This is a genomic window from Ruegeria sp. BHSA163 (assembly GCF_059613365.1).
Map to the genome: position 1 here is coordinate 42230 of NZ_JBXWSJ010000011.1, position 15712 is coordinate 57941.

General features: G+C 52.7%; 14 protein-coding genes. 1 reads left to right on the forward strand and 13 read right to left on the reverse strand.

Annotated features, from left to right (window positions below; all coding sequences use genetic code 11):
• Window positions 1-22 precede the first annotated feature (22 nt).
• The gene (locus tag AC2FNV_RS07430; protein ID WP_170604254.1) at window positions 23-1189 is read left to right on the forward strand and encodes a cytochrome P450; all 1167 of its coding nucleotides are present in this window, start codon (window positions 23-25) and stop codon (window positions 1187-1189) included.
• Here the strand turns inward: AC2FNV_RS07430 and AC2FNV_RS07435 are convergent.
• From AC2FNV_RS07435 to AC2FNV_RS07495, 13 genes are all read right to left on the reverse strand, one after another.
• Window positions 1186-2499 carry an NAD(P)/FAD-dependent oxidoreductase gene (locus AC2FNV_RS07435; RefSeq protein WP_170604256.1) on the reverse strand — a complete coding sequence of 438 codons (1314 nt, stop codon included), beginning with the start codon at window positions 2497-2499 and terminating at the stop codon, window positions 1186-1188. The two genes, AC2FNV_RS07430 and AC2FNV_RS07435, sit on opposite strands and share 4 nt — an antisense overlap.
• Complete coding sequence (locus tag AC2FNV_RS07440) at window positions 2496-4868, reverse strand: trimethylamine N-oxide demethylase (RefSeq protein ID WP_170604258.1); 2373 nt, start codon at window positions 4866-4868, stop codon at window positions 2496-2498. Before AC2FNV_RS07440 ends, AC2FNV_RS07435 begins: the two co-directional genes overlap by 4 nt.
• Before the next feature lie 4 nt (window positions 4869-4872).
• Window positions 4873-6858: an ABC transporter permease gene (locus AC2FNV_RS07445; RefSeq protein WP_170604260.1), complete on the reverse strand. Its 1986-nt coding sequence runs from the start codon at window positions 6856-6858 to the stop codon at window positions 4873-4875.
• Window positions 6858-7877, reverse strand: coding sequence for a quaternary amine ABC transporter ATP-binding protein (locus AC2FNV_RS07450; RefSeq protein ID WP_170476517.1), 1020 nt, complete (start codon window positions 7875-7877; stop codon window positions 6858-6860). The genes AC2FNV_RS07445 and AC2FNV_RS07450 overlap by 1 nt, the downstream gene beginning before the upstream one ends.
• Window positions 7878-7952: 75 nt before the next feature.
• A complete protein-coding gene (locus tag AC2FNV_RS07455) occupies window positions 7953-8906 on the reverse strand; it encodes an ABC transporter substrate-binding protein (protein ID WP_170604262.1) in 954 nt (317 codons plus the stop codon).
• A 67-nt stretch (window positions 8907-8973) separates the two neighbouring features.
• Window positions 8974-10308 carry a trimethylamine monooxygenase gene (locus AC2FNV_RS07460; RefSeq protein ID WP_170604264.1) on the reverse strand — a complete coding sequence of 445 codons (1335 nt, stop codon included), beginning with the start codon at window positions 10306-10308 and terminating at the stop codon, window positions 8974-8976.
• Window positions 10305-10598, reverse strand: a complete 294-nt coding sequence (locus AC2FNV_RS07465) for a DUF1330 domain-containing protein (RefSeq protein ID WP_170476523.1) — start codon at window positions 10596-10598, stop codon at window positions 10305-10307. Before AC2FNV_RS07465 ends, AC2FNV_RS07460 begins: the two co-directional genes overlap by 4 nt.
• 1 nt (window position 10599) lies before the next feature.
• Window positions 10600-11190 carry a hypothetical protein gene (locus tag AC2FNV_RS07470; RefSeq protein ID WP_170604266.1) on the reverse strand — a complete coding sequence of 197 codons (591 nt, stop codon included), beginning with the start codon at window positions 11188-11190 and terminating at the stop codon, window positions 10600-10602.
• Window positions 11187-12035 carry a carbon-nitrogen hydrolase family protein gene (locus AC2FNV_RS07475; RefSeq protein ID WP_170604268.1) on the reverse strand — a complete coding sequence of 283 codons (849 nt, stop codon included), beginning with the start codon at window positions 12033-12035 and terminating at the stop codon, window positions 11187-11189. Before AC2FNV_RS07475 ends, AC2FNV_RS07470 begins: the two co-directional genes overlap by 4 nt.
• Window positions 12036-12038: 3 nt before the next feature.
• The gene (locus AC2FNV_RS07480; protein ID WP_170476528.1) at window positions 12039-12452 is read right to left on the reverse strand and encodes a hypothetical protein; all 414 of its coding nucleotides are present in this window, start codon (window positions 12450-12452) and stop codon (window positions 12039-12041) included.
• A gap of 13 nt (window positions 12453-12465) precedes the next feature.
• A complete protein-coding gene (locus AC2FNV_RS07485) occupies window positions 12466-13830 on the reverse strand; it encodes an FMN-binding glutamate synthase family protein (protein ID WP_170476530.1) in 1365 nt (454 codons plus the stop codon).
• Between the two features lie 53 nt (window positions 13831-13883).
• A complete protein-coding gene (locus AC2FNV_RS07490) occupies window positions 13884-14753 on the reverse strand; it encodes a GltB/FmdC/FwdC-like GXGXG domain-containing protein (RefSeq protein WP_170604270.1) in 870 nt (289 codons plus the stop codon).
• Window positions 14741-15673, reverse strand: coding sequence for a class II glutamine amidotransferase domain-containing protein (locus AC2FNV_RS07495; RefSeq protein ID WP_170476534.1), 933 nt, complete (start codon window positions 15671-15673; stop codon window positions 14741-14743). Before AC2FNV_RS07495 ends, AC2FNV_RS07490 begins: the two co-directional genes overlap by 13 nt.
• Window positions 15674-15712 lie beyond the last annotated feature (39 nt).

Here is a 15712-nt window from a genome sequence, read left to right on the forward strand (position 1 = left end):
GCCCTTTTCAGACAGGACAGCCATGGATCGACGTCTTCCATTTCTAGATCTAGCAAGTCCGACCTTTTCAACGCGTTCTCAGGAAGTGCACACAGCGCGCCAGACAGCTTGGTGTGCCCGTACGCCGTTTGGCTATGCAGTTCTACGGCACCGCCAAGGCGGTATGATTTTGCGTGACCGGAGATTTCGTCAAGGCAGCCACTCCTGGCCGAACATGGTGGGGCTAAAGGGCAGTTTCGCCGAGTTTTGGAAACGCAGCGTTATATCACTGGAAGGCGAAGAACATTCAGCATTGAGGAAAATTGCGCAGAATGCATTGGCGCAGGAACATATCGTTGCGCTGGAGCCTGATTTTGTCGAAATCGCAGAAACCTTGTGTGACAACCTTCGTAGTCATGAGCCTTTTGACATAATTGACGGTTTCACCGAACCGTTCGCAGGACAGGCAATTACAACACTATTAGGCCTGCCATTGCACGTCTCCGAGCGCCTTGCAGCAGACGCAACCTGCCTAGGTCTCGCTATGGGGCCAGAGGCAATCAATTATCAGGCAGAGGTAAACGCGTCTGTAGACAGATTGACGAAAATGGCAAATCGGTTGCTCGATGCACCGCCAAGCGGCAGTTTTGTCGCCCGCCTCATTTCGGAAGACTATGAAGATCGTCAGGCGCTAATTGATTTGACGGTAATTTCGATCTTTGGCGGCGTGGATACTACTCGCGCGCAACTCGCTTTTGCCGCGCATCTTTTTTCGCAACATCCAGAACAGTGGACCTGGCTGCGGAACAATCCGCAAGCGGTTTCAAACGCCATCGACGAAGTGATCAGAATGCGCCCGACAACGACTTGGGCGACCCGCGAAGCATTGGAAGATGTCACCATCGGTGATGTCATTATTCGCGCAGGGGAAACTGTGCACATTTTGGTTCATGCTTCTGCTACAGACCCTGAAACAGGCCATGATGGCAATTTTGATATTCGCGTCCGCCGAAAACCGCATTTTGGTTTCGGAGGGGGCGCTCATCATTGTTTGGGACACCTTGTCGCGCGAACAGACATGACGGCCGCGTTGAACGTCTGGCTACGTCGGTGGGAGGCTATCGAACTTGCAGAGGAACCAGTCTTTTTGCCTGACAGCGGCAACACTAGCCCCCTGACTATGTCTGTGATGCCCGTCTGGGCCAACTAGTCGTTTGCGGTTTTGTCTTCACGTCGATCGACCCAATGACGATACCACAGATCGAGTGGGCGCAGAAAATGCGGTCGTCCGCCGGAGTGGAACCAGCGAGAAGAAAACCGCGTTTGCGTAAAAGCCGTTTCTCCTTCCGGCGCGCCCACAGCCCGAAGCGCAGCTTTTCGGCCCAACCATGGAGCTAACACTGTTCCACCCCCGGAATACCCCAATGCATAGTGGACACCGTTCCGATCCCCTACATGCGGTAATTGATCAAAGGTGAAACCTGTGTTTCCTGTCCAAACGTGTGACAACTGAACATCTCGCAGCCCCGGCCAGATCTCGACCATTTTTTTGCGTAGGCGACGCGCGGCTTTGGTAAGATCGATATCCACAAGGGCTGCGCGGCCTCCGAATAATATTCGAGATCCGTCGGGTGACACTCGGAAGTAGCTGTGGTGCGTTCGAGTTTCCACCATCATGTGACGGCTTGGCGCCAATTCCTTTATCAATTCAGGTGACAACGGTTCTGTGGCAATGATGAAACTTGGCACCGGAAACACACGTTGATTAAACCATTGAAACTGTTGTCCCGTGTAGCCATTCGTAGCCAAAACGATCTTGTCGGCGGTGATTTCTCCATGCGGCGTTGAGACCCTCCACTTTGTTCCTGCGTTTTGGACACTAACTGCCGGACAATTTGAAACTACGGTGATTTTACGGCTCAATACAGCACTCAACAAACCGTGCAGGTATTTCGCCGGGTGCAACGCGCCGTGTTTGGGAAACCGGATGGCTCCTTTATAAAGTGGTGTGGCAATATAATTCGATAATTCATCGCGGCTCAGGATTTCACACGGCCCGCCACCTTTTTCAGAAATCTGCGCAGCCATCCTTTTTTGCGCCGCGAAATGATCAGATGTGTAAGCAAGTTGAACTCGCCCACATTCTTCGTAGTCGCAGGCGATTTTTTCGTTCCTAAGAAGTTTCTTGATCCAGCTCAGTGCATCTGCGGCCTCGGAAAACAGCGCGTCAGCAACGGATGGCCCGTATCGACTGGCCAGTGTATCCCAACCAATCCGCGGGTGTGCACCCAACATGCCTCCGTTTCGGGTCGAGGCCCCCTGCCCCGGCTGTCCACTGTCTATGACCAAAACCCGAGCACCTGAATCATTAGCAGCGATGGCCGCAGACAGCCCCGTATATCCGGCGCCAATTATCAGAATTTCCGTTTGATTTGGCGGCCTTTCTCCAAGGGTTGGCCATGCCACATGATCCCACCAGTATGGACGTCCAGGTACAGCATCCGCTGTGAAGACCTTCAATCGTAGTTACCCTTCACTCGATCTTTCCCGGGATCGAAATGTGGAAACTTCACAACGCGAGCTTTTAATCGCTTTTGCTGGCCATCAAGTTGGCCAATTTCGATTTCCGTTCCAACGCCTGCGTGCGTCGTTACAACCCGGCCAAGCGCGATCACTTTTCCAAGAACTGGCGATTTTACTGCCGAGGTGATTTCACCCACCTGCGCCTTCCCAACGCGAACGCAATCACCGGGCGAAGGCACGGTGCCTCCTTCGATTTCAAATCCAACAAGTTTTCGATGCGGATGCGCCTTACGCTCCTCCAATGCGGCTCGGCCAATAAAATCGTCTTCTTTTGTCTTTAATGGCACAGTAAAGCCAATACCGGCCTCGAACGGGTCTGTTGTGTCGTCAAATTCGCTGCCTGCGAAAATCAATCCGGCTTCGATCCGCATCATGTCCAACGCGGCAAGGCCCAAAGGCGCTATGCCATATTCCTGACCAGCATCCCAAACTGCGTCGAATACTTCGACCGCATCCTTTGGGTGGCAGAATATCTCGTACCCCAACTCGCCCGAATAACCGGTTCGCGAAATCACAACCGCCGTTCCCGCGTAATCGCCGATGCGGGCAATAGTCATTCGAAACCAGGGCAACTCCTCAACGGACGGTTGGGTTGGCGGCGTCCAAAAAATTTTCCTCAGGATATCCTTTGAATGGCGCCCTTGGACTGCAATGTTATGGAGCTGGTCTGTAGACGGCCGCACCCATGCATTTAAACCTCGCTCAACGGCTTGCTCTTTGAGCCATAGACCGCTTGTGTCATTGCCCCCTATCCAACGAAAATTGTTGTCCCCCAACCGATAAATTGTGCCATCGTCAATCATTCCACCATGCTCGTAGCACATGGCGGTATAGCTCACCTGTCCGACGCTGATTTTCTTGACGTTACGCGTAACACAGGCCTGCATCAACTCTTCGGCATCTGGGCCTGTTACTTCGTATTTCCGCAGCGGCGACAAATCCATTACCGCTGCCTTTTCGCGTACGGCCCAGTACTCCGCTATACTCCCAAGCTTGGGAAAGGTATTCGCTAACCAATAGCCATTATACTCGACGAAGTCTTCTGTGTGGCGCGCAAAGCAATCATGAAACGCGGTTTTCTTTGTCTCTTCCACATCCGCCTCCGCAGACTTTCTATAACCAACGGATCTCTTGAAATCCTCGGTTGCCTTATATGTGCGGACCTGGATATCCGTCGGGTTCCATCCATTTGCTGGATCGACATCACAAGGGCACGCCGTGCTTAAACAAACCAAATCAGACAATGCGCGCAGCAACACATAGTCGCCGGGGCGCGACCATGGATCGTCCATCCCGATGGCGTTGGTGTCATCAAGCATTGTATTGAAAAAGAAGTTTATTGCCGGCCAGCCGCCGCGGGGTCGAACGTTGAACTTTGCCAAATCCGCATTCATGTTGTCCGAGCAGTTGATATGCCCCGGATAGCCGAGGTCTTCATAGTAGCGGGCGGTACACGCCAGACCGAAGGTGTCATGCCGGCCGCAGGTGTCTTGCACGATCTCAACAAGCGGTTCGTGATCAACTGACCAATACTTAGAAAAGATGCCCGGGTTCGGATATAGGCTTCCCATCAAGCTGCGGGTTGTCGTCGGATCGATCTCGCGCTCGAGGCCGTCGTCGAGTGCGCGCAGCGAGAACGCCTGAAAATCCGAGCACTCCCTTCCTTTTACATCAAGTATTTGAATATACTGACCCTTTTTGACCTCATAGGCCGTTGCGTTCCCCGGCTGAATATTGAGATCTTGCAGCGGGTCGGCGAGTGGTTCGGGTGGACCCAATACGCCTTTGGCCTGTTTTGGGTCGGCCCGCCGGATATATAGAACAAGCTCAGTAGGTGCGTTCTGTTTTTCTGGGCTCATCGGTTTGCCCGGAGCGGCGCAAATCAACAAACCATCGCATTCCGCTGTAAAGTTTGTCGTATCACCCGGCTTGGATCCTTCGGAAAAAACGCCGATAGCATCGCCAGCTTCAATCGAGAAACCCGATGCAGACAGTGCTTTCAATACTTTAGCGCCTGATCGTGAACTGTTTGCCAAGGTTTCGATTGTTGCGGTGGGCCGCCCTTTACCGATTGCCCCAAGCATTGTCGCATCCGAAGTTCGGTCGGGTGCGAAAAACACGAGTTCACCTTGCTGTAAGCCTTCTTTGTCGACAACACTGATCTCATCCCCGCGAAAAACCGGAATAGCTCGTGACCCACCTCCGGGCACCGGATGACGTTCGACACCGTGTGGCAAGATCGGTAGGCCAGGAGAAACGATCCCCCGCCTTTCCCAGGGATGCTCGATAAACTCAGGTTTGTTCATATCATCATCCGAGCCCCAACATCTTTTTGCGTTTTTCGGCCCAGGCCATAACCGCAAGATCAAATGTCAGGGCCATGAATGCCACGTTTAGACCCAGTACAATGTTCTTGCCAAGCTCTGTCCCCGCAAGCGTCCTCTGCAATTCCTGGCCGAGATCCTGGGTGCCAATAAACGCCGCGATGATCACCATAAAGAAGGCGAACATAATTGCTTGGTTAAATCCTACAGCCATAGTCGGCAACGCCATCGGCAACTGTACTGACCACAACTTTTGTCTGCGCGTTGCCCCTGACATGTCGGCTGCCTCGGTGATTTCCGGGGGTACAGTGCGAAGTCCCTCGATCGTATAACGCGTCAATGGGACGGTTGTGAAAATCACAATTGCAAAAACGACGGCAACATCATTCACGCCAAACAACATAATGGCCGGAATGAGATAGATGAAGCTCGGAAATGTTTGCGCCGTATCGCAGGCCAGCAGAATACGGTTCGACCATTTCGCTGAACGAGCAGCGAAAATACCAAGCGGAATGCCCACAAGCATCGATATTATTACGGCGGAAATGACTGTATAGAGCGTGATAACTGATCGGTCCCACCAACCTGAAAAGGCGACTAATGTAAAGAAAACAAAGGCATAGATTGCGGGCCGCTTGCCGCCCAGCCAATACGCCAGTGCCGTGACCAGCAAGATAAATGCGGGTGTTGGAATCCACAGAAGTGAATTCCTGAACGGTATCAGAACTTTGACGTTAAGAAACCATCGCAACCATTCTGTCACCGCATTCACGGCATCAATCGCCAGAAAACTTTTAATGGCAACGTCAATCTCTTTGCCTTTTGAGAAAGACTGCCGTCGACCAATTTCCGCAAAGACATCAACGAATTGCGCAACAATACAAAAAAACGAAAAAACTGCCAGGCCGATCAAAAGATATGCGTGTTGCTTCCACCAAGGCGTGCCTTTCTCAAAGTGTATTGGTTGTTTGACAACCCACGCTTTTGACAGTCGGTCCAGCATAATTGCGAACAAAACTATAGTCACGCCTATCTCGAAAGAACGGCCTAGCTTGAAGCTGCCCATCATAGCTAGCAGCTTTGCGCCAAGCCCGGGCATCCCAATGAAGGCTGTAAGAACGACCATAGCAAGGCAAAGCATAATCACCTGGTTAACACCGACCAAAATTTCGGTCCGTGCAGCTGGCAAATAGACGCGTGTCAGCATTTGCCAACGGGTACACCCTGACATCTTACCCGCCTCGACAACTTCTGGGCTTACTTTCTTAAGACCAAGTGTCGTCATCAGTATCATGGGCGGCATGGCGTAAATGATCGTTGCTACCGCACCTGCCGTCGGCCCAACTTTGAAGAAAATTACAGCCGGCAGCAGATAAGTGAAAAATGGAAGCGTTTGCAGCACGCTCAGGATCGGTTTGATCACTGTGTCTACCCGGACGTATTTCCAGGCAGCTATACCCAAAAGAAGACCAATCAAAAACGCAATCGGTGCAGCGACAACCAGCACTGACATCGTTTGCATCGCGATGTCCCACTGTCCGATCAGGGCGGTCCAGACAAATGTGCCGCCTGCGAGAACGGCGAGCCTCCAACCGCCAAGGTAATAACCAAGCACTGCCGCTGCACCCGCGATCGCTGTCCAAGGGATAGGTCCCAGCATCGGCCAACGGCGCTTGCCATAAAGCAAGTTTGCGGTCGCATCCAAGAAAAACTCAAGTGGTCCCTCTGCGATAAACCTAGTGACATAGATAAGGCCCAAGTCATTCTGAACAAATGCGAATACCGCATCAAGGGCTTCGGCAGTTGGCGGGATCATCGTCTCTGGTATTCGTTGCAACCAAGGTGGGAGTACACCAAACGCATGCGCCACCATAAGAACGACCGCTGTTCCGACCAGAGTTAGCAAGACCGGATTCCTGCCAACACCGGCGTGGGCGCGCCCGCCGACGTCGGAGGCGTGGGTTACGGCCATCAGCCAGCCCCTAACAGCAGATCGAGAGCTTCGGATCTATGCATGACACCGATCACTTTTCCGGACTTATCAGCGACAGGAATTGCTTCGCGTGTTTCATTCACCAGTTGCCGGGCCAGATCCTGAATCGTCGCTTTTGCGTCCACGGCATTTCCTTCCAGCGTCATGCCGTTGACAGGTCTTGATAAGCCGCGCGCATGAACAACGCGGGCCTTGTCGATATCTTCCGTGAACTTCCTGACATACTCGGTCGCCGGGCTCATAACTATCGCATCCGGCGTATCGCATTGTTCGATAGCGCCATCTTTCATGATTGCAATGCGGTCCGCCAGCCGAAGCGCTTCGTCAAAGTCATGTGTGATAAAGACAATCGTCTTACCCAGCATCTCTTGCAGCCTCAGGAACTCATCCTGCATTTCACGGCGAATAAGCGGATCTAACGCCGAGAATGGCTCGTCCAGAAACCAGATGTCCGGCTCGATCGCGAGTGATCGCGCTATACCTACGCGTTGCTGCTGTCCTCCTGAAAGTTCCCGGGGGAAATAGTCTTCCCGTCCTTCAAGTCCGACTAAACGCACAACTTCCAGCGCCCGCTCGCGTCTTGTGTATTTGTCCTGTCCACGCATCTCCAATGGGAACGCGACATTTTCCAAAACTGTACGATGCGGCAGCAGACCGAACGACTGAAACACCATCCCCATCTTTGAACGGCGCAGTTCTATCAGATCTTTTTCTGCCAAAGACATGATATCCTGACCATCGACTTCGATGGTTCCGCTGGTAATGTCGTGTAACCTGGAAAAACACCTAACAAGCGTTGATTTTCCCGAACCAGAGAGGCCCATGATGACAAGCATCTCGCCTTGACTCACATCTACAGATACATCCTTTACCCCAGCGATATATCCATCAGCACGAATGTCATCGAAGCTGTGATTTTCCGGCATCGTACGCAGGTACTTTTCCGGATGCGCACCGAAAAGCTTCCAAACACTTCTGGCCGAAATTACCGGAGCCATGCCAATCCCCTGTCATCAGGTCACCCGCCCCGCATGGTCTCGCGGGACGGGCATGTTTGTCAAATCACGCAAGGATCAGCCTGAGCACTCATTAATCCAGGGATCGACGATTCCACGATTTGCAGACAGCCATTCAACCGCTGCATCCTCTGGCTCCAACTCGTCTGTGTCTACCAGTTTAGCCATTTCAGCGATCTGAGGATTAGTGAAAGAAATCTTCGTCAAAACGCAATAAGCTGTTGGCCACTTGTCTTTCATACCATCCCAGGCAGCCTTTTTCAGGTAGCCGGTCGCGGGGTTGCCGCAGTCGTAAAGAGCATCTGGGTTAGGTCCAACCGACGGATCGGTGTCACACCCATCCTCCCATGCAGGAAACTCGACAAACTCGCCCGGCCACACTGCTTCGGCAAAGTTAGGCGTCCAGTTGAATACAACGACCGGTTTCTTTTCAGCCTCTGCCGCACCGATTTCAGCCCAGAGAGCCGCGGCAGAACCCGCGTTCACAACAACAAAATCCATGCCCAGCGCCTCGACGCGCTCCTGCCCGTGTTTCAGCCAGTCCACCGGACCGTCCAAATACCGACCTTTGTCGCCCGTCTCAGCTGTTGCAAATACAGCAGCGCAGTCGTTCAACGCTTTCCAGTCCGGCAGACCAGGACAAGCATCTTTGGTCCACATTGGATACCACCAATCTTCGCGGGTTACCGCGTCGTGGTCGCCAGCATCGTGCAGCCCGCCCTTGGACAACGCCTCACGGAAGGAAGCACCGAATGCGCCTTCCCATACTTCCAGCTCCAACGCGACATCGCCCAGACGAACCGACTCGTATACGGCTTGGCTGTCAGTGGTGACGTATTCGACATTCAGATCCATTTCCTCAAACATCTGGCCGACCACGTTCGACATCACAATCTGGCTTGACCAGTTGTGGATCGGGATCACGATCGGATCATCGCTGTCAGCCGCATTGGCGGCGACACCCATAACTGCGACGGCGCTTGCAGAGGCTAATAAAGTCAGTTTTTTCATCTTCATTCTCCCAGTTGCTTTTGGCGAAGCCTCTACGCCTTTCCAGGCGAGGGTTCGTTCGCCCAGTTCAAGTCTTCAGGTAATCCTCAAGACTGTCGTCCAGCGCATCCTTCCACGCGGTGTGATGTGGGGGCGCTTTTGTGCCGGTCATTGGGCTAGTATAGCCGTGGTCCCGGAATTCCATTATCCCTTTCTTCTTGTGCTTCTTCCATTCGTAGAAGGCTTGATTAGCTGCTTCGATATCAAATGACGGATAGTCAGTTTCGTCGATCAGTTCACCGGTATAAGCGCCCTGATAGGCTATGCAGGCATAGTCATCTTCCAGAGCATCTTCGTCGGCCTGCCGCTTTTGCCAATCCGCCTCCATTACTTCGGCATCCGGTAATGCAATGCGGTCCAAAATCACATCGCGCACCCACCAGGCCTGCGCGTCAAACATATTGAATGTGTACCACTGATCTTGCATCCCCAGATAAAAGAGGTCCGGGTTCCCCGTGTATACAACACCTTTATAAAGGTCGTTTGCAGCCAACCGATTGGCTGTCTTCAACCGCAGGTCATCGGGCAGAAACGGGAAATGGTGTTTATATCCGGTGCACAATATGATCGCGTCAACTTCACGGGAAGTCCCATCAATAAAGTGGGCCGTTTTGCCTTCCACTTTCTCTAGTTTTGGAACCTCTTTCCAGTTGTCGGGCCAGTTGTATCCCATTGGCGCGGTCCGGTGGGCAACGGTTACCGAGTTGCACCCGTATTTCCAACACTGCGATCCGATGTCTTCTGCCGAATACGACGTGCCAAGGATCAATATATCCTTGTCTTTAAACTCCACCGCATCCCTGAAGTCATGCGCGTGCAAGATGCGGCCCTTGTAGGATTCGAAACCTGGATAATAGGGGACATTCGGAAAACTGAAGTGCCCAGAAGCTACAATCACATGATCAAAGACGCTGCGGTCTTCGGTATCGGTCTCTGCATCACGAACAGTAACCTCAAACCCATTGTCGACCGCGCGGACGTCCCGTACTACGGTATTGAATTTTATGTACTTCCGAACATCTGCTTTGTTAACTCGGCCTTCGATGTAATCGAAAAGAACAGCCCGCGGCGGATAGGATGCAATGGGTTTTCCAAAGTGTTCCTCAAAGGTGTAGTCAGCGAATTCCAGCCCTTCTTTCGGTCCATTTGACCACAGGTACCGGTACATTGAACCATGACAGGGGTTGCTGTGTTCATCCAGTCCGGTGCGCCAGGTATATCGCCAAAGCCCACCCCAATCTGCCTGCTTTTCATAACAAACAATCTCTGGAATTTCCGCGCCTTTTTCGGCCGCCGATTGAAAAGCACGCAATTGTGCAAGCCCTGACGGACCTGCTCCGATAATACAGATGCGTTTTGTCATTCTATCCCCTCGACAATTGTCTGAACACTGCTTGATGCGGACATCCGAAGAGCCTTTGCTTCCTCGTAGTCCTCTGAATGGTACCAGTCCTTTGCTGCTTGATAGCTGGGAAAACGGATTACGACGTGCCTATCGCCGGGCGGCGTGCCTTCGTAGCTTTCACTGCGACCGCCACGGACCAAAAATTCACCACCGAATTTTTTTATAATAGGCTGAACCATAGCGACGTAAGAAGGATACGTTTCCGCGTCGGTTACACATATTTGTGCGATTACGTACCCCGGCGCCATATCAGCTCACCTCCGATTCCATAGAGCTGGCATTCCAATCCGGTTCAAACCCCAAAACTTCGGTGTCGGCGGGTAGGGCCGGATTGAACAAGCGGTTGTGCGCCATAGTCGCTTGATACAGCGGATTGTGGGGCGCCAGCCGCCAAACTTTGCACGACAGATCAAACATCTGCATATACGCCTCAAAACGCAGTCGTACATTTTCTGCTTCGCGTATAGATGCCGCCCCCGGTGATCCCGGCGGAAAAGTCGCTGTCAGGATGTCAGAAAACTCCGACGCTTTTTGATAGTATGTCGCGGAAAAGAACCTAATCGCCTGATCTCGGCGCTGCGCCGGGTCATTTGTTTTTTTGGCCATATGAAGCAGTTCTGGCGTGACCGAATACCCCGGAGATTTGTTCAGCAAAGTAATTATATGCCCAAGCGGTTGATCTTGGTGCGGCAAGAACAATGCCGGTGTAATCGCATCGTCCGGGCGTCCCTGATTATCCCTCATGGCCATTTGACGCACTCGGCACTGCCATTTCAAAAATGACAATCGCAAGGGCGACGGGGAATAACTTTCTCCCAAGACAGAACCCAGTGAACTCATGCGACGTCTTTCTCTTTTGAATCCGCTAATTTATAGGGCCGATCGTGGCGCAAACTGGGTACTCTCGCCGCAGTCGCTTGGACCAGATCAAGATCCAACTGCGCGTGTATTACACCCGGTATATCACCGCCATCGGCAAGGATTTCGCCCCAGGGGTTGATGACAAGGGAATGCCCATAGCTGGCACCGCCCCCTGGTACCGGACCGACGGCGCAAGGCGATACGACGAACGCGGTATTTTCGATGGCACGTGCGCGATTGAGAACGTGCCAATGCGCCTGTCCGGTCGTTTTGGTAAAGGCCGCAGGGCAACACAGGATTTCTGCTCCAGCATGAGCAAGATCTCTGAATAACCCGGGAAACCGAAGGTCATAACAAATCGTATGACCTACTTTGCACAAGGCAGTGTCGTAGATACGGGCTCGGCTGCCTGGAGCTACAGTATCGCTTTCGCGATAAACGGCGTCTTCGGAAAGGTCGACATCAAACAAGTGGATCTTGTCGTAAGACCCTAAGATATCACCTTTTGGGTCAACCATATAACCACGGTTGATAATCTTACCGTCGGATCCGTTGATTGCGACAGACCCGATGTTCACCCATACTTGCCTCTCTGCCGCAAAGCTGCGCAATTGAGACAGAACAAGGTGCACGTGTTCCGCCTGAGATGGTGGACACAACCGGACACCGTCAGAATTTAGTCCACCGCAATACTCTGGCAGGAATAACATTTGAGCGCCCGCCAAAACTGCCGCCTCAGCCATCGGCAGGACCTCGGCCAGGGCGCTCTCCATAGTCGGCATAGGCCGGGTTTGGAGGCAGGCGATATTGAGCGGGCGCGGCATGGATTAGAACTTTTTGTATGCCTTTCTGAGCATGACCAAAGGGTGTCGGTCGGACATTTGAAACTTTAGCAGAAGCTCGCGCGCAATCATGTCACGGTCCTGTTGGTTGTCCGGCAGTTCGATGCTGTCCGGTATCCGAACCCATCCGTTAATGTTTCGGTCAAAGACGGCAGGTTTACCCTCTTCGTAGCCCATGTGAATGTCTTCGAGCCAATTCAGGTCATCCCAACCCATGAACTCCATATAGCTCTTCAGGAAAGGTGTGATCCGGCTGTAGTCCGGCACAAGATTCACGTCATATCGATAGCCAATGTGCTGACCTATTTCCTTCTCACGCTCAGATTCCAAGCCTTGTGCATCATTGATGAACTGGTCGACGTCTTTTATTTCAGACCCGCGGTACTGTGTTCCGGCCATAACTCAGGTCTCCTTACAGATGGTGGTAATCTTCAACGCCAACAGTGTGGCTTGTGCCAGCCAACGGAACTCCCGCCATTGCTGACGCTTCCATTGTCAGCGCGGCCAGATCTTCCGGCTCCAACGAATGCAGATGCGTCTTACCGCAGGCACGAGCAAACAACTGAGCCTCGATAGTCAGCGTATGGAGGAAGTTGTAGACGCGCTCTGCAGCTTCGTCGGGATCAAGACGCTGGCGCAAAATGGGGTCTTGTGTCGCCACGCCAACCGGGCAACGGCCCGTATGACAGTGGTAGCAATAGCCCGGCTCCGCCCCTATCTCTTCGGGATAGTTGGCCTCCGGGATGTCTTTGTTGCAGTTAAGCGCCATCATAGCAGAATGTCCGATGGCGATCGCGTCGGCACCAAGCGCAATTGCCTTTGCTACATCAGCGCCATTTCGAATACCACCGGCGTAAATCAATGTGATGTCGCCCCGCTTTCCTAGGTCGTCTATCGCCTTGCGTGCTTGGCGGATAGCGGCCATCCCGGGAACGCCAGTATCTTCTGTTGCAAGGTGCGGACCTGCGCCCGTGCCACCTTCCATACCGTCGATATAAATCGAGTCCGGATCACATTTCACGGCCATGCGCACATCATCGTACACTCGGGCAGCTCCGAGTTTCAGTTGGATCGGGATTTGCCAATCTGTTGCTTCTCGGATCTCCTGAATTTTCAGCGCCAAATCGTCGGGACCCAGCCAATCGGGGTGGCGAGCTGGTGACCGCTGGTCAATACCAGCTGGCAAAGAGCGCATCTCGGCAACCTGGTCGGTCACCTTCTGGCCCATTAGGTGGCCCCCAAGACCGACTTTACAGCCCTGTCCGATGAAGAACTCGCAGCCATCTGCAAGTACCAAATGATGGGGATTAAACCCGTAGCGCGACTGAATACACTGGTAGAACCATTTTGAGGAATACCGACGTTCGTCGGGAATCATACCGCCTTCGCCAGAACAGGTTGCTGTGCCCGCCATTGTGGCGCCTCGCGCCAGCGCAGTTTTCGCCTCATAGGACAACGCACCAAAGCTCATTCCTGTTATGTAGACGGGGATATCCAATTCCAGCGGCCGCTTTGCGCGTGGACCTATTACTGTTTTGGTTTCACATTTCTCCCGGTAACCTTCGATAACAAAACGCGTCAACGTCCCGGGCAGAAAAGTCAGATCATCCCAGTGAGGTATTTTTTTAAACAGCGAGAAACCCCGCATTCTATACCTGCCGAGTTCGGATTTGATGTGAATGTCATCCATGACCCGCGGCGGAAAAATAAAACTATCTCCGATACGGTTGACGTCACGGTCCAAAAGCTTCTTGGTTGGCGGGTTTCCATCTGCCATATGTTTTTCCTTTCAAAGGGTTATCGGGCATCCCTGAATCTTAGGGCCGTCCCTCAGAGGATGAGCTTTTTCTCATTCGGTTCGAGATTGTCGTAGTTCCAGAGCTGTTTGCCCGCGACCACTTTGGTGAAATGATCGACGCCGTTTTCTGGCATCAACCCGTATTGGGTCAGCTTTCTGGTCAACCACGCTTTATCCAAATCAGTCAGTTCAGCCTCAACCGCATCAACGCCCAAAGACTGAATATCTCCCCCGATATAGATCGTACCGTCGTACATCGAGTCACCAAGGTTCTTACCAGCATTACCGCAAACAACCATGCGGCCACGCTGCATCATGAAACCCGAAAGCGCACCGGTGTCGCCGCCCACGATTATCGTCCCGCCCTTCATGTCGATGCCAGTCCGTGATCCAACGGAACCGCGACAAACAAGGTCACCTCCGCGGATGGCCGCCCCGAATGTGGATCCCGCGTTTTTCTCAACGATTACTGTGCCGGACATCATGTTCTCGCCACAAGACCAACCTACACGCCCATTGATACGCACGTTCGGCCCGTCGATCAGACCAACGGCAAAGTACCCTGTTGAACCTTCAATAATCAGGTTGAGCTTGTTCAAAATGCCGACCCCAAGGCTATGCATGCCGCGGGGGTTTTTGACTACGATCGAGCCAAAGCCCTCCTCCATCAAAGAGCGAATATTCGCGTTGACCTCAGTCGCCGTCATCTCGTCGCAATCAAGTTCTGTACGCTTGTTGAAATCGACGTCCGGCGCCCAAGGATATGCGAAGCGTTCTGTCGCATCCGGATCAAATTCAATGTACATGGACCGCCCAGTAAGCTGATCCGTTGTCATGCCCAAAGCTTTGACCCGTTCTTCTTGGGTCATTCCCTTTAGGTCTGTAGCGCTTACGCTTGCCATACGCGAACCTCCTCATCATAGGGATCGGTAGTGTCTATTTCATGAGGCAGGATCGCTCGGATCGCGACCTCTTCAGAAGCCATGGCGATCAGGTCATCGCTTTCGTAAAGAACCAACGGTTTGGCCGCCATGGTATCCTTGGCCATACCTAATTGATCCTTGGTGCAAACAAGGTAGGTAAAGACTCCATCGATCTCATCAATCGAACGCCTGAGGCTTTCTTCAAGAGTGACGCCGTTTGCAAGATTGTGCGCCGTGTAGACTGCCAGCAATTCGCTGTCACAGTTCGACATGAAACGATGACCTTTCCGTTCCATCTCGCGACGCATTATCCAATAATTCGTAATTTGCCCGTTATGGACAACCGAGACGTCGTTGTATGGGAAGGCCCAATAAGGATGCGCTGATTTGATATCTACGTCAGACTCCGTAGCCATCCTCGTGTGACCGATACCGTGCGTGCCCCGAAAGTCATCCAAGCCGTAAGCCTCGGCAACCACTGACGCATCGCCCAGGTCTTTGATCAACTCCAGACCGTTTCCAAGCGAGAGTATCTCAACATCATCGATCTCCTCGATGTGCTCAGCCATCTCACCAGTATTACCATCATGCGTCAAAACATAGCGCAAGGCATAAGGACGAACTCGTTCCTTTTGCTTTACGTTCGCACCATGCTCTTCAAGGATGGCATCAACCTTGGCCAACCGTTCTTCCAGAACGTCGTGAATGCCGCGTCCACGATCCATGTCCTCGGCTTCGGCTATCTTAACCCGCATGACATAGTCTTCCGCGTTCTCCCGATAGACCGCATAACCGGTTGAGTCTGGTCCCCGATGCTTCAGGGACTGAAGCATCGCTGTCATCTCACCGCCAACATTCGACGCTCCTTTGAGATGAATTAATCCAACAATTCCGCACATTTGATCTGCGCTCCTCCTGCGAATTCTTCAATCTGGCGT

Excerpts from the sequence above, each read along its gene's own strand:
- AC2FNV_RS07430 (WP_170604254.1), top strand. The coding sequence starts at position 23 with ATGGATCGACGTCTTCCATTTCTAGATCTAGCAAGTCCGACCTTTTCA.
- AC2FNV_RS07440 (WP_170604258.1), bottom strand. The coding sequence starts at position 4,868 with ATGAACAAACCTGAGTTTATCGAGCATCCCTGGGAAAGGCGGGGGATC.
- AC2FNV_RS07445 (WP_170604260.1), bottom strand. The coding sequence starts at position 6,858 with ATGGCCGTAACCCACGCCTCCGACGTCGGCGGGCGCGCCCACGCCGGT.
- AC2FNV_RS07450 (WP_170476517.1), bottom strand. The coding sequence starts at position 7,877 with ATGGCTCCGGTAATTTCGGCCAGAAGTGTTTGGAAGCTTTTCGGTGCG.
- AC2FNV_RS07455 (WP_170604262.1), bottom strand. The coding sequence starts at position 8,906 with ATGAAAAAACTGACTTTATTAGCCTCTGCAAGCGCCGTCGCAGTTATG.
- AC2FNV_RS07460 (WP_170604264.1), bottom strand. The coding sequence starts at position 10,308 with ATGACAAAACGCATCTGTATTATCGGAGCAGGTCCGTCAGGGCTTGCA.
- AC2FNV_RS07465 (WP_170476523.1), bottom strand. The coding sequence starts at position 10,598 with ATGGCGCCGGGGTACGTAATCGCACAAATATGTGTAACCGACGCGGAA.
- AC2FNV_RS07470 (WP_170604266.1), bottom strand. The coding sequence starts at position 11,190 with ATGAGTTCACTGGGTTCTGTCTTGGGAGAAAGTTATTCCCCGTCGCCC.
- AC2FNV_RS07475 (WP_170604268.1), bottom strand. The coding sequence starts at position 12,035 with ATGCCGCGCCCGCTCAATATCGCCTGCCTCCAAACCCGGCCTATGCCG.
- AC2FNV_RS07480 (WP_170476528.1), bottom strand. The coding sequence starts at position 12,452 with ATGGCCGGAACACAGTACCGCGGGTCTGAAATAAAAGACGTCGACCAG.
- AC2FNV_RS07485 (WP_170476530.1), bottom strand. The coding sequence starts at position 13,830 with ATGGCAGATGGAAACCCGCCAACCAAGAAGCTTTTGGACCGTGACGTC.
- AC2FNV_RS07490 (WP_170604270.1), bottom strand. The coding sequence starts at position 14,753 with ATGGCAAGCGTAAGCGCTACAGACCTAAAGGGAATGACCCAAGAAGAA.
- AC2FNV_RS07495 (WP_170476534.1), bottom strand. The coding sequence starts at position 15,673 with ATGTGCGGAATTGTTGGATTAATTCATCTCAAAGGAGCGTCGAATGTT.